The 18,063-nt window shown below is 43.2% G+C and carries 19 protein-coding genes; 14 read left to right on the top strand and 5 right to left on the bottom strand.

Annotated elements, in window-relative coordinates:
* Positions 1 to 19: 19 nt before the first annotated feature.
* Together btsR and Q1A86_RS18615 are read right to left on the bottom strand one after the other, a co-directional pair.
* A complete protein-coding gene (btsR, locus tag Q1A86_RS18620; RefSeq protein ID WP_299810075.1) occupies positions 20 to 730 on the bottom strand; it encodes a two-component system response regulator BtsR in 711 nt (236 codons plus the stop codon).
* A 3-nt stretch (positions 731 to 733) separates the two neighbouring features.
* Positions 734 to 2,407 carry a sensor histidine kinase gene (locus Q1A86_RS18615; protein ID WP_299810073.1) on the bottom strand — a complete coding sequence of 558 codons (1,674 nt, stop codon included), beginning with the start codon at positions 2,405 to 2,407 and terminating at the stop codon, positions 734 to 736.
* Between the two features lie 185 nt (positions 2,408 to 2,592).
* On the opposite strand from Q1A86_RS18615, the gene Q1A86_RS18610 reads away from it, so the two are divergent.
* Positions 2,593 to 2,835 carry a YecH family metal-binding protein gene (locus tag Q1A86_RS18610; protein ID WP_299810070.1) on the top strand — a complete coding sequence of 81 codons (243 nt, stop codon included), beginning with the start codon at positions 2,593 to 2,595 and terminating at the stop codon, positions 2,833 to 2,835.
* Between the two features lie 78 nt (positions 2,836 to 2,913).
* Here the strand turns inward: Q1A86_RS18610 and Q1A86_RS18605 are convergent, their stop codons facing one another.
* The 3 genes from Q1A86_RS18605 to suhB all read right to left on the bottom strand — a co-directional run bounded on the left by Q1A86_RS18605 (position 2,914) and on the right by suhB (position 4,939).
* Positions 2,914 to 3,210 carry a PilZ domain-containing protein gene (locus tag Q1A86_RS18605; RefSeq protein ID WP_299810067.1) on the bottom strand — a complete coding sequence of 99 codons (297 nt, stop codon included), beginning with the start codon at positions 3,208 to 3,210 and terminating at the stop codon, positions 2,914 to 2,916.
* A gap of 186 nt (positions 3,211 to 3,396) precedes the next feature.
* A complete protein-coding gene (locus Q1A86_RS18600; RefSeq protein ID WP_299810146.1) occupies positions 3,397 to 3,804 on the bottom strand; it encodes a phosphate-starvation-inducible PsiE family protein in 408 nt (135 codons plus the stop codon).
* Between the two features lie 334 nt (positions 3,805 to 4,138).
* Positions 4,139 to 4,939 (bottom strand): inositol-1-monophosphatase, encoded by an 801-nt coding sequence (gene suhB, locus Q1A86_RS18595; RefSeq protein WP_220762930.1) that lies wholly within the window; start codon positions 4,937 to 4,939, stop codon positions 4,139 to 4,141.
* 156 nt (positions 4,940 to 5,095) lie between these two features.
* On the opposite strand from suhB, the gene trmJ reads away from it, so the two are divergent.
* The 13 genes from trmJ to Q1A86_RS18530 all read left to right on the top strand — a co-directional run bounded on the left by trmJ (position 5,096) and on the right by Q1A86_RS18530 (position 17,808).
* Positions 5,096 to 5,860, top strand: a complete 765-nt coding sequence (gene trmJ, locus Q1A86_RS18590) for a tRNA (cytosine(32)/uridine(32)-2'-O)-methyltransferase TrmJ (RefSeq protein WP_299810062.1) — start codon at positions 5,096 to 5,098, stop codon at positions 5,858 to 5,860.
* 26 nt (positions 5,861 to 5,886) lie between these two features.
* Positions 5,887 to 6,708, top strand: coding sequence for a serine O-acetyltransferase (gene cysE, locus Q1A86_RS18585; RefSeq protein ID WP_012154737.1), 822 nt, complete (start codon positions 5,887 to 5,889; stop codon positions 6,706 to 6,708).
* A gap of 194 nt (positions 6,709 to 6,902) precedes the next feature.
* A complete protein-coding gene (gene iscR, locus Q1A86_RS18580) occupies positions 6,903 to 7,364 on the top strand; it encodes a Fe-S cluster assembly transcriptional regulator IscR (protein ID WP_012154738.1) in 462 nt (153 codons plus the stop codon).
* Between the two features lie 83 nt (positions 7,365 to 7,447).
* The gene (locus Q1A86_RS18575) at positions 7,448 to 8,662 is read left to right on the top strand and encodes an IscS subfamily cysteine desulfurase (protein WP_299810057.1); all 1,215 of its coding nucleotides are present in this window, start codon (positions 7,448 to 7,450) and stop codon (positions 8,660 to 8,662) included.
* Positions 8,663 to 8,701: 39 nt separating this feature from the next.
* Positions 8,702 to 9,085 (top strand): Fe-S cluster assembly scaffold IscU, encoded by a 384-nt coding sequence (gene iscU / locus Q1A86_RS18570; protein ID WP_220770737.1) that lies wholly within the window; start codon positions 8,702 to 8,704, stop codon positions 9,083 to 9,085.
* Between the two features lie 14 nt (positions 9,086 to 9,099).
* Positions 9,100 to 9,423, top strand: coding sequence for an iron-sulfur cluster assembly protein IscA (gene iscA / locus Q1A86_RS18565; RefSeq protein WP_299810049.1), 324 nt, complete (start codon positions 9,100 to 9,102; stop codon positions 9,421 to 9,423).
* Positions 9,424 to 9,441: 18 nt separating this feature from the next.
* Positions 9,442 to 9,966 carry a co-chaperone HscB gene (gene hscB, locus Q1A86_RS18560; protein WP_299810046.1) on the top strand — a complete coding sequence of 175 codons (525 nt, stop codon included), beginning with the start codon at positions 9,442 to 9,444 and terminating at the stop codon, positions 9,964 to 9,966.
* Positions 9,967 to 10,036: 70 nt separating this feature from the next.
* Positions 10,037 to 11,899 carry a Fe-S protein assembly chaperone HscA gene (gene hscA, locus Q1A86_RS18555; RefSeq protein WP_299810043.1) on the top strand — a complete coding sequence of 621 codons (1,863 nt, stop codon included), beginning with the start codon at positions 10,037 to 10,039 and terminating at the stop codon, positions 11,897 to 11,899.
* A gap of 8 nt (positions 11,900 to 11,907) precedes the next feature.
* Positions 11,908 to 12,243, top strand: coding sequence for an ISC system 2Fe-2S type ferredoxin (gene fdx / locus Q1A86_RS18550; RefSeq protein ID WP_028767232.1), 336 nt, complete (start codon positions 11,908 to 11,910; stop codon positions 12,241 to 12,243).
* 633 nt (positions 12,244 to 12,876) lie between these two features.
* Complete coding sequence (gene iscX, locus Q1A86_RS18545; protein ID WP_299810031.1) at positions 12,877 to 13,074, top strand: Fe-S cluster assembly protein IscX; 198 nt, start codon at positions 12,877 to 12,879, stop codon at positions 13,072 to 13,074.
* Positions 13,075 to 13,258: 184 nt separating this feature from the next.
* Complete coding sequence (locus Q1A86_RS18540) at positions 13,259 to 13,423, top strand: hypothetical protein (RefSeq protein WP_299810028.1); 165 nt, start codon at positions 13,259 to 13,261, stop codon at positions 13,421 to 13,423.
* Between the two features lie 228 nt (positions 13,424 to 13,651).
* Entirely contained in the window at positions 13,652 to 14,083 is a 432-nt protein-coding gene (gene ndk / locus Q1A86_RS18535) for a nucleoside-diphosphate kinase (protein ID WP_299810025.1), read from the top strand.
* Between the two features lie 1,079 nt (positions 14,084 to 15,162).
* Complete coding sequence (locus Q1A86_RS18530) at positions 15,163 to 17,808, top strand: TonB-dependent receptor (RefSeq protein WP_299810022.1); 2,646 nt, start codon at positions 15,163 to 15,165, stop codon at positions 17,806 to 17,808.
* Positions 17,809 to 18,063 lie beyond the last annotated feature (255 nt).

Genomic DNA, 18,063 nt, shown 5'->3' with positions numbered 1-18,063 from the left:
GGAGTAACGTAAGGCTGGACTATTGAAATCCAAATAGCTGTTTTAGTTGTTTTAAGTAACGTCTAGAGACTGGAACCTTTGCACCAGATCGAGTCGTCACCTCAGCCCCTGCTTCTTGAACTTCGATCTCTGCAATGGCCTTTGGTGCGATCAAATACTGTCTGTGACAATAGATGAGTGAGGTTTTCTCCTCAAGCACTCTTAAGGTCATATGGGTGTGAACCAGCTCATCAGCCGTAGCAACGTGTACCCCACTCATGTCGCTATAGATAAACTGCACCGCATCTGTGGCGACCACTTTCAATTTGTTGCCACAAAAGCAGGGAATATGCTCCAGCTTCTCACTAGCGATGGTGCCGAGTGCTTTTGGAGTCAGATCTTTACGTAATCGATTTAAGGTACTAGTAAAGCGGTTATCATCAATCGGTTTTAATAGGTAGTCAAAGGCCTGTTTTTCAAAGGCTGTGATAGCGAACTCGTCGAATGCGGTGACAAACACGATTCTTGGTAAGTGCTCAGGATCCAGCATAGTAGCGAGTTCAAGTCCTGAAATCTTCGGCATCTGAATATCTAAGAAGATAAGCTGAGGTTTTAACTTAGTGATGGCTTGTATCGCCTCTATCGCATTGCTGCATTGGGCCAGAATTTCGAAATCGGGTTCACTCTCAAGTAAAATTGCAATCTCATCTCTGGCATAAGGTTCGTCGTCAATTATGATGCAGCTAATCAAGGTTTAAGTTCTCATTATCGGTAGGTGGATACTGATTGTTGTGTAAAGGCTAGGTTCACAATCTATGGCGATGCCGAACTGTTCACCAAACATGTTTTGAATACGTTTATCGACAATATTCATACCTAAGCCTTCGCTGTTTGTTGCCGGCTTATATAGGCCGGCATTGTCAGTAACAGACAGTAGTATGGTTTCATCGGCTAATTGCTCACCTTTAACTGTTATCACGCCAGAGCTTAGCATGTTTGAGGTGCCATGTTTGACCGCATTCTCAATGATAGGCTGTAGAGTGAAGGCCGGAACCTTACAGTGCAACAGCGACTCTGGAATATCGATATTGACGGTTAACTTGTCGATAAAGCGTGCTTTTTCGATAGTTAAATATGAGTCTATATGCTCAAGCTCATCGGCAAGTGTGACTAGACCTGTGGTGCGCTTTAAATTGATCCTTAAAAACTGTGACAGATTTTGGATGAGCTGGCGCGCAGTGTTGGGATCTCGGCGAATAATCGCGGCAATAGTGTTTAAGGCATTAAATAGGAAATGCGGGTTAACCTGGGCTTGCAGCAGTTTGAGCTCGGCTTGGGTGAGTAAGTTTTGTTGTGCGGCAAAGCGGCCATAGAGGATCTGATTCGACAATAGACGGCCTAGGCCTTCGCCTAAGGTGCGGTTAATATTTAAAAATAGTTTTTTCTTGGGCTCATACAGTTTAATGGTTCCTATTACCTCAGCGTCGGATCGCAGAGGGATCACTAGACTGGAGCCGAGCTGACAATTATCTGAAATTGAGCAGGAATAGGGAACATTGACACCGTCGGCGAACATGACTTTGTCTTGCTCTATGGCATCTTGGGTGATTTTGGATGAGATGGGCGTGCCTGCGATATGGTGATCGTCACCAATACCAATAAAGGCGAGCAGCTTTTCGGTGTCAGTAATTGCCACCGCGCCGACTTGGGTCTCTTCTTTGACTATCTGCGCGACTTGTTTACTGGTTTCTTCGTTAAAGCCAGTCGATAAAATGCCTACGCTGCGCTCAGCAATCCGCAGTGATTGGGTGGAGAATACCGAGGACATCTTGTCATACATGGCTTTTTGATCGCGAATGATACTCATAAATAGCGCCGCGCCAATAGAATTAATGATTAGCATAGGCAGCGCAATTTGTTCCACAAGCACCCAGGCATCAGCGAACGGTTTGGCGACAGTCAGAATAATGAGCATCTGCATGACTTCGGCAGCAAATGTGACCATGCAGACGAGTAAAGGTGAGTAGATCAACTCTTGTTGGCCGATCCGGCGTAGGTAATAACTCACCATGCCCGCGGATAAGCCTTCAAGGGTTGTCGATATGGCGCAGGCCAGATCGGTAAAGCCGCCCATACTATAACGGTGTAAGCCCCCCGTTAATCCGACTAAAAATCCAGTGATGGGGCCTCCCAATAATCCACCAAGTACAGCACCCATTGCTCGAGTATTGGCAATGGCATCATTGGTTTGCTCACCAAAATAGGTCGCCATGACACAAAAGCTAGAGAAGATGAAGTAGATATACACTTTATGGGGCAGGCGGGTCGCGGCTTCGGTAAAGACTTTAAAAAGTGGCGTTTTACTAACAAGGTAGACAATCACCATATAGAGGCTCATCTGCTGTGTTAGTAATAATATTAGGGACATGGAAGACTCACTTTAGGAGAGTGGTTTAGCACAAGCATAATCAAATGCTTAATATAGTGCGCATCTAGGCGAGTTTCCTACAAAAATTTTGGGATATTGATGTGACTGCAAAGCAGATCAAAGTTTTAAACCCGTGGATAGCGTATAAAGTTGCTTATTATATACAGCTTATTTAAAGAGGCATTATGTCAGATTCGATTCATGGTCATCAGGTAATGGAACTTATGCTTGCGCACGGGAAATCTTTAACCAAAGAGTCACTAAAATCGCTTATGCATAACGAATTTGGTGAGCAGGCACGTTACCACACTTGTTCTGCACAAGAGATGGATGCCGATGAGTTGATTGCTTTTCTAGAGAAGAAAGGTAAGTTTATTCACTCAGAAGAGGGTATTGAAACGGCTGCTAATAGAATTTGTAACCACTAGGGATCCTAGTTCTATTATTGAATACAGTAAAAAATAAAGCCTGCATCAGCAGGCTTTATTTTTGTTATTTTGCATACTTCATATGAGTTGAAGCGCAACATGAAAGCTAGCCTCATTAAGGCGAGCGCAACGGCAAACTTGCCCTTTAACGGTGTTTTCGTTGTCTTTATTAGCGTTAAAGGTGACAGTCATTAAGGTGCCTAATGGCATTTTTTGTGTGCACTTTAGTAGTGCCCCTCTTCGAGAGAGATCGATACAGACGGCTTTAGCTGGTTTGGTAATGGTATCTACATCACTCTGTATGGCAATGATCACCGCTTCGCCTTCCATATCCACTCGTGCAGAGTTGCGTCTTTCTTCCCGATAGCTTTCCATACTATTAGTCCCTTATTCGGTTTAGCGCTATGACTTTGCTCAACTGCTTAGTTGATCGAATCAATAGCTTAAAGATCTTAACAGGACAATAAAAGTTAAAATTACTCAGAAGAAAGATTTTAAAGACAAAGAAGTGGGCAGGCTGGCAATAAAAAAAGCCCGAAGTGAACACTTCGGGCGTAGTCGTTATAGATCTTCTTCTTTAGGGCGCGGGTAAGGTAGCTTTAACTGCCCCCAACGGATCACTATCACTGTCGCTGCTAGAATAAGCGTTGAGAGTGAGATTGCAGCGATTCGCCAATCATCCATGGCCTTCATATCTAAGATTAAATATCGGGCTAGTGCGACGATGGCAATGTAAAGTGGCATACGGATTGGCAGTTTGCCTGATTCAGCGTAGTGCGACACCATTGCCAGTACTTCTAGGTAAATAAACAATAATAAGAGATCGGCTAGTGCAACAGCACCCACATCAAAAATGTGCTTAATCTCTTGTCCAATTGCTACAACCGTGGCAATTGCAATAATAATCAGTACTAGATGTTCGATGGCTTTGATACTTGTAATGCCATATTTTCGATACATTTTATCCATGATGCTCCCTAATGCAGTCGTTTGATAAAGGGTACCAGTAAATTGAAGAATTGTGATATTCACTGTGTGATGCCATTCACAATTATGTTTGATAATTTCCCTTAAAAGAGCAACTATTCAATCGTGTGAGAGGAACTCACATACGGCTATCGAACTTTTCCAACCTAAATTAAGCATAGCAACAACTTGTAGTACATGGCGTTATCATACTTATCGGTACTCACCTCTTGAATACATGCTTGGCTGCTAACCCTAGAGGGGAGGGGTCACCGACGCTGGATAAAAGGCATAAAAAAACCGCCATAAAGGCGGCTTGATTATTAACTTAAGCAAATTAACGCTTAAGTGCTTCGCTCAATAATGGGCGGAAAGACTTAACTAGTGCAGTGGTCGTCTTTGGAGAACCCGCAACGATGTTGCCTGAAACTAGGTAGTTGTGGTTACCAGTGAAGTCAGTAACGGTACCACCGGCTTCACGTACGATAAGATCGCCAGCAGCGATATCCCATGGCTTTAGACCAATTTCGAAGAAACCATCAACACGGCCAGCTGCAAGGTATGCTAGGTCAAGTGCTGCAGAACCTGCACGGCGCACATCTGCTGATTGAGTAAATGCAGTTGCGAACAACTTCATGTAAGTTTCAGTGTGCTGCTTAGCTTTGAACGGGAAACCTGTAGCGATGATCGTTTCGTTTAAGTCTTTGTTCGCAACACGGATGCGGAAATCGTTAAGCTTAGCGAATTTACCACGTACTGCAGAGAACAACTCATCACGGATTGGATCGTAGACAACAGCGACTTCAGTCTTGCCTTTGAATTGCATTGCAATTGAAACAGCAAAATGAGGAATACCTCTAACGAAGTTATTAGTGCCATCCAGAGGGTCAACAATCCAAACGTAATCTTTATTTGTTCCTTTATTCTCGCCGCTTTCCTCACAAACGATTGTGTGGTCTGGGTAAGATTTACGGATCTGATACGTGATTGCAGCTTCAGCTTCCTTGTCTACGTTAGTCACGTAGTCGTTAACACCTTTTGAAGTTACTTCAACTCGGTCTAATTCCGCATAGGCGCGCAGAATCGTTTGGCCGGCAGCGCGAGCAGCGCGCACAGCAATAGTATGCATAGGAAGCATTGCAAATCCCCTGGATGTAAAAGAACGGATATAAATTATCGGAGGCGGATTATACTCTATTTGACGGTTATATCAAATGCTGATTTTTGTATAAGCAAAATGAGTCGCCTGTGGTAACATCCTTTAACGTGTTTTCTCAAAAAATTAAGTAGTTTCATGCTCAGCAATATTCGCGTCGTTCTTGTCGGTACTTCCCACCCAGGGAATATAGGTTCTACAGCCCGTGCTATGAAAACCATGGGGTTATCCACTTTATATTTGGCAGAGCCAAAAGTTGAGCCAGATGGTCACTCTATTGCATTAGCCGCTGGTGCCTCTGATATTCTTAAACATGCGATTACCGTCGGCTCTGTAGAAGAAGCCATTGCCGATTGTAGCCTTGTTATCGCAACCAGTGCTCGTAGTCGCACTTTGGATTGGCCAATGCTCGAACCTCGTGAAGCAGGTGAGAAATTAGTGGGTTCAGCGTTAACTGGTCCTGTGGCGATTGTGTTTGGTCGTGAGAATAACGGGCTAACCAATGAAGAGTTGCAACGTTGTGATTACCATGTCGCCATTCCAGCAAACCCTGAGTATACCTCTTTGAATCTGGCGCAAGCGGTGCAGATTATCTGTTATGAGGCACGAGTTGCGCATCTAGCACAAGTGGAAAGCGGCGCTGAACCAGCACCTGCTGATGAAAATGATGAAAACCTCGAAGCGTTTCCATCTTCAAGAGAGCGTGAGAATTTCTTCGAACATTTAGAAAGCACATTGCTATCTACTAATTTTATCGTTAAAAACCATCCTGGCCAGATAATGACTAAGTTACGTCGTCTATTTAGCCGTACCCGAATTGAGCGTCAAGAGATGAACATCTTGCGCGGTATATTGACCTCGATTGATAAAGTCGTTGCCAAGACAGAGACTAAAGATAAGTAAGTAGTGCTAAAAAGGAAGTACCTAACATGGGTGTTATCGCAAGACTGAAAGACGACATAGCCTCTATTTACCATAGAGACCCAGCTGCAAACGGAACCATTGAAATTCTATTCAATTATCCGGGAATGCAGGCTATCTGGATCCACAGAGTAAGTAATAAACTTTGGGTCAGGAATTGGCGACTTTCAGCGCGATGTTTGTCGACGTTTTCTCGTTGGCTAACCGGGGTTGAAATCCATCCTGGTGCAACCATAGGTGATCGCTTCTTTATTGACCACGGCATGGGCGTTGTGATTGGTGAAACGGCAGAAATCGGTAACGATTGCACACTTTACCATGGTGTCACTCTAGGTGGTACAACTTGGCAGTCAGGTAAGCGTCATCCCACATTAGGTAATAATGTGGTCATTGGTGCGGGGGCTAAAATTCTTGGCCCTATTACCATGAATGATGGCGCGCGCGTCGGTTCTAACTCAGTGGTTGTTAAAGACGTACCTGTAGATACCACTGTGGTGGGTATTCCTGGCCGCGTGGTGGCTACACCATCTGCACAATCAAAAGAAACGTCTCAGCGCCGCACCGAAATGGCAAAGAAATACGGTTTCGATGCCTATGCTGTCTCGCCAGATAATCCAGACCCCGTTGCCAATGCCATTGGCCAGATGCTAGATCATATGCATCTGATGGACTCAAAAGTTCAAGAGGTCTGTCAGGCTGTACAAACTTTGGGCGGAAGTGTCTGTACTGAGAAGCTGCCAGAGCTTGATGTTGAAGATTTTAGTGACGCAGAAAATGCGGCAGCGCAGAAACGTCAGAAGTCTTTAGATGAGTTTGATCCCATTATCTAGAATAATGTGCGTTTAAAATCTTAAATGCCATTGAATCTTGCCTAATAAACAGGTTAAATACCCCAGCAAAATGACGGGTTATTTAACCTGTCATGATCCTTTTAATACTTGACCAAATTGCTAGGTTTTATACTTGACTAAAATAGTCGGGTATGTTGAAATTAGCTTATGCTTTTTTGGGAGACGTAGTAGCCATGAAACTTACATCGAAAGGTCGGTACGCAGTAACTGCAATGTTAGACGTTGCCATGCATTCAACTAATGGTCCTGTGCCATTGGCCGATATTTCAGAGCGCCAAGGGATCTCTCTATCTTACCTCGAACAACTCTTTGCAAAACTCAGAAAAAACGGTTTGGTCTCTAGCGTACGTGGCCCTGGTGGTGGATATCGCCTTGGAACTGATGCTTGCGATATTTCTGTTGGGATGGTTGTACGTGCGGTTGATGAGTCTGTTGATGCAACTCGCTGCCAAGGTCAAGGTAACTGCCAGAGTGGAACACGATGTTTAACCCATTCTCTCTGGGGAGATTTAAGTAGTCAGATTTCTGATTTCTTAAATGGCATATCGTTAGCAGGATTGATGCATAAAAGAGATGTGCAGTTTATCTCCGTTAAACAGGATAAATTGCAGCAGGAACAAAGGCTAAGTATCTAACAGCTTTTGTTATGAATATAAAAATTATTTTTTGTACGTTGTTAAGTGACCTTTATTAGAGGTTACCAAGTACGGAGTGTGTGATGAAGCTACCTATCTATCTAGATTATGCTGCGACGACGCCGGTTGACCCTCGTGTCGCAGAGAAAATGATGCAATGCCTGACTATGGACGGCATTTTCGGCAATCCAGCGTCTCGTTCTCACCGTTACGGTTGGCAAGCTGAAGAAGCTGTCGATATCGCCCGTAACCAAGTTGCAGAGCTGATCAATGCCGATCCACGTGAAATCGTGTTTACTTCAGGTGCGACGGAGTCTGACAACCTTGCAATTAAAGGTGTTGCTCACTTCTACCATAAGAAGGGTAAGCACATCATCACTAGCAAGACTGAACATAAAGCCGTATTAGATACTTGTCGCCAGCTTGAGCGTGAAGGTTATGAGGTGACTTACCTTCAGCCAGAGCCAAGTGGTTTGATCCCAGTATCTATGATCGAAGACGCGATGCGTGAAGACACAATTTTAGTGAGCATCATGCAAGTGAACAACGAAATTGGCGTCATCCAAGATATCGATGCAATTGGCGAGCTTTGTCGTTCACGTAAAATTATATTCCATGTCGATGCGGCGCAAAGCGCGGGTAAACTACCTATCGATGTGCAAGCGACGAAAGTTGACCTAATGTCGATCTCTGGTCACAAGATGTATGGCCCTAAAGGTATTGGTGCGCTTTATGTAAGCCGTAAACCACGTATTCGCCTAGAAGCAGCAATGCACGGTGGTGGACACGAGCGTGGTATGCGTAGTGGTACACTAGCGACTCACCAAATCGTAGGTATGGGTGAAGCTGCAGCCATTGCTAAAACGGATATGGATGTGGATAACGAACGCATTCGTCGTCTACGTGACAAGCTTTGGAATGGTATCAAGCACATCGAAGAAACCTACATCAATGGCGACATGGACAAGCGAGCTTGTGGCAGCCTAAACGTCAGCTTCAACTTCGTTGAAGGTGAATCATTGATGATGGCGCTAAAAGACTTAGCAGTATCGTCTGGTTCTGCATGTACTTCAGCTAGCTTAGAACCAAGTTATGTACTGCGTGCATTAGGTCTAAATGACGAAATGGCACACAGTTCAATTCGATTCTCAATTGGTCGTTTCACGACAGATGAAGAGATCGACCATGCAATAGAAACGATTAAAGAGTCTATTGGTAATTTAAGGGAAATGTCTCCGCTTTGGGAAATGTTCAAAGACGGAATCGATCTGGACTCAGTTCAGTGGGCACACCATTAACCTTAGCTAATTCACGAATAGATAAATTGGAGTAGTATCATGGCTTATAGCGAAAAAGTAATCGACCATTATGAAAATCCACGTAACGTGGGTTCATTCGATAAAAACGACCCATCAGTAGTAACTGGTATGGTTGGCGCGCCAGCTTGTGGTGACGTAATGAAACTGCAACTGCGTATCGACGATAACGGTATTATCGAAGACGCTAAGTTCAAAACTTACGGTTGTGGTAGTGCTATCGCTTCTAGCTCACTAGTCACTGAGTGGGTTAAAGGTAAGACGGTTGAAGAAGCTCGTGCGATTAAGAACACTGATATCGCTGAAGAGTTGGCATTGCCGCCAGTTAAGATTCACTGTTCTATTTTGGCTGAAGATGCGATCAAGGCTGCGCTAGAAGAGTATAAAACTAAGCAATCTAAGTAATACCTGGAGTTAAGATGGCAATTAGTATCACTCCCGCTGCGGCAGACAGAGTTAAGAGTTTTTTAGCTAGCCGCGGCAAAGGTCTAGGCTTACGCTTAGGACTTAAGACGTCAGGCTGTTCTGGTATGGCATATGTGCTGGAATTTGTTGACGATCTTAATGATGATGATGAAATTTACGATGTCGATGGTGTTAAAATCATCATCGATGCCAAAAGCTTTATCTATCTACAAGGGATTGAGTTGGACTTTATAAAAGAAGGTCTAAACGAAGGTTTCCAATTCAATAACCCTAATGCGAAAGGTGAATGTGGTTGCGGTGAGAGCTTTACCGTTTAAGCCATTAAAAGTAAAACTATGAATTATTTCGAGCTGTTTAGTTTACTTCCTTCCTATGATGTCGACACCGCCTTACTTGCAGATCGCTACCGCGAACTGCAAAGGGCGGTTCATCCCGACAAATTTGCTAACGCAAGTGAGCAAGATAAGCGTCTTTCTGTGCAGCGTACTGCGCAAATCAACGATGGTTTTCAAACACTCAAAAACCCGATCCAGAGAGCCGAGCACCTATTGGCACTGAAAGGGATGGAGTTAAGCCATGAATCTACCACATTAAAAGACACTCAATTTTTAATGCAACAGATGGAATGGCGTGAGTCACTTGAAGAGATCAAGCATAGCGATGATCCCGACTCTGAGATTGCTGATCTCTACGACTCTTTTGAGCAATACGCCAAGCAAATTACCACAGAGCTAAAGCTTTTGCTGGTTAGTGAGCTTGAAGCGGACCATTTGCAGGCGGCAGATCAAATTCGTAAACTCAAGTTCATGGCAAAATTACAAGACGAGCTGACCAGAGTGGAAGACGCACTCTTAGATTAGTCAGCTGTATTAATTTTATAATACTGTTGGCTCAAGATATTGAGCCAACATTTTTTTAAGTTGGATATATATGGCACTTTTGCAGATAGCAGAGCCTGGACAGAGCGCTGCTCCCCACCAACATCGTCTCGCAGTCGGGATCGATTTAGGCACCACTAACTCTCTTGTTGCTGCGGTACGTAGCGGCGTGGCGAATACTTTACCCGATGAAGATTCACAACATTCATTGCCTTCTGTCGTCCGATATACCCAAGATGCAGTTTTTGTTGGCCGTGAAGCTGAAGCATTTTCTGCTCAAGATCCACAAAACACCATAGTGTCGATTAAGCGCTTTATGGGGCGAAGCCTTGAAGATATTCAGTCTGGTGAACAAGCGCTACCTTACAGTTTCGAATCGAGTGAAAACGGTTTACCGATTTTCGTTACCCCAAGCGGTAAAGTTAATCCGGTTCAGATTTCATCAGAGATCTTAAAGCCGCTGGTGGCACGTGCCGAGTCTACGTTAGGTGGCACACTAGAAGGTGTGGTGATCACCGTTCCTGCTTATTTTGATGACGCACAACGTCAAGGCACTAAAGATGCGGCATCTTTAACGGGTGTTAAAGTGTTACGTCTATTAAACGAACCTACTGCTGCGGCTATTGCTTATGGTTTAGATAGTGGCCAAGAAGGTGTGATTGCGGTTTATGACTTGGGCGGTGGTACGTTTGATATCTCTATTCTGCGTTTGAATAAAGGCGTGTTTGAGGTGCTGGCAACTGGCGGCGACTCAGCGTTGGGTGGAGATGACTTTGACCATATGTTGCAAGCGTATTTTGCCGAACAGTGGCAGTTAGCTTCAGCGAGTGCAAGCTTGAACCGCAAGATGCAGATTGAAGCTAGACGGGTTAAAGAAGCTTTAACAGAATCGGCTGAGACTACGGCTTCAGTGGTTGATGATGAAGGCAATACACTGACGTTATCCATTAGTCGCGAGCTATTTGATGGCTTGATCGCTAAGTTAGTTAAAAAGACCATCAGTAGTTGTCGCCGCGCACTACGTGACGCCGGAGTGACTAATGACGAAGTACTAGAAACTGTGATGGTTGGTGGCTCGACTCGTGTGCCTTTAGTACGCCAAGAAGTTGAAAGCTTCATGGGTAAAACTCCGCTAACTTCTATTGACCCTGATCGCGTTGTTGCGATTGGCGCAGCCATTCAAGCCGATATTTTAGTGGGTAACAAACCAGAATCTGATCTGTTACTACTTGATGTTATCCCATTGTCACTTGGCGTTGAGACCATGGGCGGCTTGGTTGAGAAGGTGGTTTCTCGTAACACCACAATACCAGTAGCCCGTGCGCAAGAGTTTACCACCTTTAAAGATGGGCAAACCGCCATGGCATTCCACGTGGTTCAAGGTGAGCGTGAGTTAGTCGCTGATTGCCGTTCACTTGCTCGATTTACCTTAAAGGGGATCCCACCACTTGCGGCTGGTGCTGCGCACATCAGGGTGACATTCCAAGTGGATGCAGATGGCTTGTTAAGTGTTACTGCCATGGAGAAGTCGACGGGTGTTCAGGCAAGCATTCAGGTTAAGCCATCATTTGGCTTAAGTGATGAAGAAATTGGTAGCATGCTAAAAGACTCGATGGCTAATGCTAAAGAGGATATCACTCGTCGCATGTTAGCTGAGAAACAAGTCGAAGCTGCACGCGTGCTTGAGTCTTTAAGCGCTGCTTTAAATAAAGACGGTGAGCTACTGTCAGATGAAGAGCGCACAGCAATCCAAGCCGATATGGCATCACTTGCTCAAATTGCAAGTGAAGATGACGCTGATGCGATTGAAAAGGCTATTGAAGCACTAGATACAGCGACGCAGGACTTTGCTGCTAAGCGTATGGATAATTCAATTCGACTGGCTCTAAAAGGGCAGTCGGTTGACAATATATAGGTAAGGTTATGCCACAAATTGTATTTTTACCCCATGAAGAATTATGTCCGGATGGCGCGGTAGTTGAAGCGAATGTCGGCGAAACAGTATTAGACGTTGCACTGCGTAATGGTATTCATATCGAACACGCGTGTGAAAAGTCATGTGCTTGCACAACTTGCCACGTAATTATCCGTGAAGGTTTCGACGAGTTAGAAGAGAGTGATGAGCTAGAAGATGACATGCTAGATAAAGCGTGGGGTCTTGAGCCTGAAAGTCGTCTGTCTTGCCAGTCTAGAGTACCTGAAGCTGATTTAGTTGTGGATATTCCAAAGTACACCATTAACATGGTCAGCGAAGGCTAAAATTCAGCCTGTGTGAGCCGTTTTGTTGTCAAAGCCAGTAGCTAAGTCTACTGGCTTTTTTGTTTTCGGTATCTCGTCTGTATTGCTCAAGAATGTGTGTATCAATTTGGACTAAAACTAAAACTAAAACTAAAACAAAGCTGCTGAAATTTCGGAGAAGGCATATCTTATCAGTACGTCAGCTCCAAATACTGATTAGCAAAGCTCCATGTAGCCATTTAGACGTTAGACTCGATATTAAAGTGAAACTTTGTTTTTCAGTGAGACCTTAAAATTCAGGGGGGAGGGAACTCATGCTGTTAAAGCCCTGTAACGATATATTTGTGGCATCTTGCTATTCCAAGATCACAAGCTCACTATTTGCTAATAGATGGACCAATCAACTTTCTTCAGAAAGCGAATTACTTAAATTGGCGGCCTATAGTGAGTCATTCATCAATTCCTAGTGCTAGGAATAAGATATGGGTCAAGACCGATACAGAGGCGTTGCAAGGCTTCTCCAATATCCTATTTCCTCCTATAGGCTCATATTGCGCGTTATCCATTGAATGTTAACTTGTCATCGGTATTTCACCTGCGAGTCGCTATCCATGTTTTATACTCAATTAAGTTTGAACTGAAAGGAGAGCAGATATGAAGCTTAAGTGGATTGACTCACTAGAGATAGCGCTGCATTTAATAGACAAATACCCAGATGTTGAACCAGAAAAAATTCGTTTCACTGATCTTAGTGAGTGGGTATTAAATTTAGAGTGTTTTGATGACGATCCAAATCATTGTAATGAGAGAGTGCTTGAGGCTATCCAAGCAAATTGGATTGCTGAAAAATGAATCTACCTATCCGATGTGATTAAAGTGTGACCAGCATCTTATCTAGCTGGCTTAGTGAACACAAAACCGCCTTGTCTTGATCCGTATCAAAAGACCGTAGGCTGATTGGTCTTAGCTTAGAGTCGAGTTTTATCGAATCTAAGCTAAGACATTCACTACAAAATCAAATAAAAGGGAAGTTCCTATGCGTAAGTTACTATTAGCTATCTTGTTATTACCCATGACCGTTATGGCGCATGAAGGCCATGGCGGCATTGGTTTATTCCATCACTTTGTCGATTTAGCGCCGGCAATAGCCTTGCTAGTAGTGATAGCAGCAGGCTTTGTTTGGATAAAAAAGCGTAAGTAGCGTGCTTTGAGATGATTAGCTTTAATTGTCATTCAATTGTTTAGTTATTGCTGTTTTATCTAATTAAATCGGTTGGTGTTGACGTGAAGTGTGAGCTGGTCGCGGTTTTCTCGTTTGGCTTACGGACTTATCTCAACTAGTTTGCGGCTTAAGGGTAGGCAATGAGGCATTAATTTCGTATAATCCGCGCGAAAATTAAAACCCGTTTATATAAGAAGGAAGCTTTTCATGGCTATCGAACGTACTTTTTCTATCATTAAGCCTGATGCAGTTGCAAAAAACCACATTGGCGCTATCTACAACCGTTTTGAAACGGCTGGCCTGAAAATCATCGCTTCTAAAATGATTCACCTAAGCAAAGAACAAGCTGAAGGCTTTTACGCTGAGCACAGCGAGCGTCCATTCTTTGGTGCACTAGTTGCATTCATGACGTCTGGTCCAATCATGGTGCAAACTCTTGAAGGCGAGAACGCTGTTCTAGCTCACCGTGAGATCTTAGGTGCGACTAACCCAGCTGAAGCTGCTGAAGGTACAATCCGCGCTGATTTCGCAGAAAGCATTGATGAGAACGCTGCTCATGGTTCTGATTCTGTAGCATCTGCAGAGCGTGAAGTAGCTTATTTCTTCAGCGCTGATGAGTTATGCCCTCGTACTCGTTAATTCGAATGTGAGAAAAAAGGAGCCGAATGGCTCCTTTTTTTTGCTTTAAATTCTGCCCCTTCCTTGTACCAATAAGTATAAGCAAATGATCTACTCAGAGCGTTTTGGCAAACTAATTCAAGGCGAGTTGCTGAAAGTATAGTTATTCCCTTGTAAAGCTGTTCAACGCTGAAGTAGGCAATCGCAACCAGTCCTGTAAGGCGAATTCTAGCGCTTGTGATGCTATGTTAACGAGCTTAAATCAATTTTTTACTATGCACTACTCGATACATGCCTTATAAGCGCTCGCTGAGCGAACAGTTCTTTATACTGAAAGGCATTAAAGCCTGCTACGTTGCATGGGGTGAGCAGACTACTCACTATCTTGTGTCGTGTTTCTCTTCAACGACTCTAAATGAAATGTTTCTTCTTAGCTTTTTTAACACGAACTTTGTTTAACACTAGCGTTGAATTGATTTTTAATGACTTAGGAGTAACAGAGGAATCCCCTTGCTTAATTCGCTTTGTTTAGCATTTAATATTTAATTTAATGCCTCTGGTAGATTATTGGCTTTCAAGGTGTGGGCCGTCTAGTATTAACTTTCTTTCTAGGTTTGTATATTACCTTTTGATAAACTTAGTTTGTAAAAGTTAATAAAATGTAAACTTGGGTTTTTAAGTCTTTTATTTCTTCTTTATCCCTATAAACAAGGGTTCCCCCTTCGTTAAGTTAATGCTTAATTTAATATTTCTGCTGCTTTTGTCGGCGAAATGCTTATTTTTGCAACAATTACTGTTGGTCAGTTTAATATTTCATTAACAAGCTTTGCTTGGTCTGATACATTATTTTGCGTTAAATTGGTTTGGTGCGGCCTTTTGTCTACTCGATTGTTTTTAAAGGGTTTTGTTATTTATTTTTGACAGGGCTATTCGTGTACTTGTATCAAATTATCTCTTTTAGGTTATTTTTTTGTAATGAGAGTTGACATAAAAGTTAAATTTAAACAGTATTTGTCGTGAAGTGATTAACTTCCTTTTAAAGAATAATAAATAAATACAACTATTCCAGCGTTGTAATGTTGGAATATGAGGGGATAAATATGAGCTCAGTAACCTTAACCGCAAAAGCAGTACGTCGTAGCTTTATAGCCGCTGCCGCGACAAGTGTTGCTTTATCAGGATTTGCATTTGCTGAAGAAGCTGCAGATGAAAAAGTAGAACGCATCGAAGTCACCGGTTCACGTATTAAGCAAGTCGACATGGAAAACTCTTCACCTGTAACTGTTCTTACAGCTGAAGATATAAAGTTAAGTGGTGAAGCAACAGTTGCAGATGTACTAAATAACTCATCAGTGAATAGTTTTGGTTCATGGCGTGGTACATCTGGCTACGGTAGCGGTGGTGCTGCTACAAGTAGTGTTCAGATGCGAGGTTTGGACGCGAAATACACATTAGTCTTGTTGGATGGGCGACGTATGCCTGGCACAAGCTCAAGTTCAGGAGCTGCGGCAGATACATCACGCATTCCAATGGCTATCGTAGAGCGAATTGAAATCCTTAGAGAGGGTGCATCAGCCGTATACGGTTCAGATGCTGTCGCTGGTGTTATTAATATTGTCACCAAGAAGGACTTTGAGGGATTAAATTTCACTTATGATTCTGAATTACCAAGTGTTGAAGGTGGTGATGCTAATCGTTTCACAGTTACAAGTGGTTATTCGAGTGAAAAAGGTAATATCACTCTAACTTTCGAGCATTATGCTGCCGATGCTGTATGGGATAAGGATATTTGGAAGTTTGATGATCCAACTTATTTTGATTATTCATCATATAGTTCAGTTCCTAATGCTAAAGGCGATAGTGGTTGGATCTCAAATAGCGCTTTCTGTAACGAAGCTGATAACACTTATGATGGAACAGACGGCAATAATGGTGGTCGCTGTTTATATAGTTATGGTGAAGTAACTAAGTTATTTGGTGATATGGAGCAAAACTCTGTATTGTCGAACTTTAACTATGAATTGTCTGATAACCTTCAATTCCGTGGTCGTGCAAGCGCTTCATTATCTGAGACTGATACTCGTTATGCGGGAACTCCAGTTTCGACCAATAAGCCAACTATGTCTGCATCAAACATGTATAACCCTGCCGGTGAAGACCTAACTCTGTATATGCGTTCTGCTCAACAAGGCGAGCGTGATGCGCATACTGAGATTAATAGCATTGACTTCTTTGGAGGTTTGGTTGGCTATATTGATGTAGGCAATGGACTTGATTGGGAAGTAAACGGTCAATATAGCCGTTCTACAACCAATGTATTTAATGAAAACTTAATTAATGACGATATCGTACAGACCCTCATTGATAGTGAAGAGTACGACATTTTCAACACCACAGGCATGAGCTACGGTGATTGGAATGCAATGATGACTGATATGTACGGCCAAGCCGCTCATACAGGACTTTACCAAGCACAATTTAGCAGTAAGCAAATAGATGGCTTAATCTCAACGACTTTAGTTGAAAACGGTGAATTTACTTTGGCGGGTGTAGTTGGTGCCGAGTATGAAATGGTGGAATTCGCACAAAAGAGTGATCCACAATCGGCTTCAGGAAAAGTGTCTGGTGGTTCTGGTGGTGACGATGTTGATGCGACTCGAGATCGTACATCTGCATTTATGGAGTTGAAGGCGACCCTACCTTATAACGTCGATTTAAATGCTGCTATACGCTACGACAATTATGATCAAGAGGGCGACGTTGGTGCTAATTTAGTGAGTGGCACATTTGATAATGTAGCTCCTCAACTTGGAGTAGCATGGCGTCCAGTTGACTCGCTTTTATTGCGTGCTAGCTGGGGAGAGTCATTCCGTGCACCAAACATGGGCGAGATGTTCTCAAGCCAAGCGTTAAGCTTTTCTACTGCGGATGACAACCTGTGGTGTGATGCAGGAAATAATGCTGCATTAGACCCTGTGTACTGTGCGACAGGTGGTTCACAGCATAAAACTTGGTTTGGTGGTAACCCTGATCTTAAGCCTGAAGAGGGGGAGTCTTTTACAACGGGTGTTGTTTGGAATATTACTGATAGCCTTGCAGTTGAATTATCATACTACGACTTGACGCTGGATAACCAAATTGCAGCAACAAGTCTGACTCGTCTATTAAAAGATGAAATGGATAATGGCTCATCAGACGCTATTGTACGTGACGCAGATGGTAAGATCGATGTGGCTTACAGCTTTGACCGTAATATGGCGAGCCTAGAAACGTCAGGTTATGACTTTAAAGCGACTTATACTCTTGAAACAGAGTTTGGTGACTTTGGTGTTAAAGGTGAAATGGGTTACGTTGAGGAGTTTTCTCAGACATCTGCAGCCGGAGAAGAGCCGTTTGATTATGCAGGTTTGCAGGACTACCCAGAGTTTCGTGGTAATGTGAATATCGCGTGGACTTCTGGCGACATGACTGCGGCATGGACAACTTATTATATTGGCTCTCAGGAGTCGGGTAATGAGGAGTATGGAACAGATTACCTTGCTGATATTCCTTCGTACTTTAAGCACAATGCTCAGTTTACTTACACTCATGATTGGAATGGTAGTCTAACGTTAGGTGTTAATAACCTATTTGATGAAGAAGCACCGTCATTCTATAAGGACTCTGTTGGTTGGCGTGATGTGAATACTGGTCTTTATGATGTTTTAGGTCGTACCGTATTCTTTAAAATTCAACAGTCATTCTAAATTTACATTTAGAACATAATAAAAGCCTCCGCTAGTCGGAGGTTTTTTTATGCTTGAACATTTATAAATAACGAAGAGTTCCCTGATTATACCAATCAGTATAAGACGTTGGTTTACTCCGAGCGCCTCTGGTGGCTAATTCAAGTAGGATAGAAGAAGGAACCGTTGCTCTCTCGTGAAGCTCTTCAGCACAAAATGCTCAAGAAAGACGAGGTTTAACGTGTGTGCTCTTCACTCGTTGTGAATAGCATGAAA

The sequence above is a fragment of the uncultured Shewanella sp. genome (assembly GCF_947497935.1).
In the GTDB taxonomy this organism is placed as follows: domain Bacteria; phylum Pseudomonadota; class Gammaproteobacteria; order Enterobacterales; family Shewanellaceae; genus Shewanella.
The sequence above is the reverse complement of the archived record's forward strand: the minus strand, read 5'-3'. Positions and strand labels throughout refer to the sequence as shown.

Coding starts and splice junctions, on each gene's coding strand:
- Q1A86_RS18530 (WP_299810022.1), top strand. CDS start 15,163: ATGAGCTCAGTAACCTTAACCGCAAAAGCAGTACGTCGTAGCTTTATA.
- Q1A86_RS18615 (WP_299810073.1), bottom strand. CDS start 2,407: ATGTCCCTAATATTATTACTAACACAGCAGATGAGCCTCTATATGGTG.
- fdx (WP_028767232.1), top strand. CDS start 11,908: ATGCCACAAATTGTATTTTTACCCCATGAAGAATTATGTCCGGATGGC.
- trmJ (WP_299810062.1), top strand. CDS start 5,096: ATGCTCAGCAATATTCGCGTCGTTCTTGTCGGTACTTCCCACCCAGGG.
- cysE (WP_012154737.1), top strand. CDS start 5,887: ATGGGTGTTATCGCAAGACTGAAAGACGACATAGCCTCTATTTACCAT.
- hscA (WP_299810043.1), top strand. CDS start 10,037: ATGGCACTTTTGCAGATAGCAGAGCCTGGACAGAGCGCTGCTCCCCAC.
- Q1A86_RS18605 (WP_299810067.1), bottom strand. CDS start 3,210: ATGGAAAGCTATCGGGAAGAAAGACGCAACTCTGCACGAGTGGATATG.
- ndk (WP_299810025.1), top strand. CDS start 13,652: ATGGCTATCGAACGTACTTTTTCTATCATTAAGCCTGATGCAGTTGCA.
- iscX (WP_299810031.1), top strand. CDS start 12,877: ATGAAGCTTAAGTGGATTGACTCACTAGAGATAGCGCTGCATTTAATA.
- Q1A86_RS18540 (WP_299810028.1), top strand. CDS start 13,259: ATGCGTAAGTTACTATTAGCTATCTTGTTATTACCCATGACCGTTATG.
- Q1A86_RS18575 (WP_299810057.1), top strand. CDS start 7,448: ATGAAGCTACCTATCTATCTAGATTATGCTGCGACGACGCCGGTTGAC.
- Q1A86_RS18610 (WP_299810070.1), top strand. CDS start 2,593: ATGTCAGATTCGATTCATGGTCATCAGGTAATGGAACTTATGCTTGCG.
- hscB (WP_299810046.1), top strand. CDS start 9,442: ATGAATTATTTCGAGCTGTTTAGTTTACTTCCTTCCTATGATGTCGAC.
- suhB (WP_220762930.1), bottom strand. CDS start 4,939: ATGCTTCCTATGCATACTATTGCTGTGCGCGCTGCTCGCGCTGCCGGC.
- iscU (WP_220770737.1), top strand. CDS start 8,702: ATGGCTTATAGCGAAAAAGTAATCGACCATTATGAAAATCCACGTAAC.
- iscA (WP_299810049.1), top strand. CDS start 9,100: ATGGCAATTAGTATCACTCCCGCTGCGGCAGACAGAGTTAAGAGTTTT.
- Q1A86_RS18600 (WP_299810146.1), bottom strand. CDS start 3,804: ATGGATAAAATGTATCGAAAATATGGCATTACAAGTATCAAAGCCATC.
- iscR (WP_012154738.1), top strand. CDS start 6,903: ATGAAACTTACATCGAAAGGTCGGTACGCAGTAACTGCAATGTTAGAC.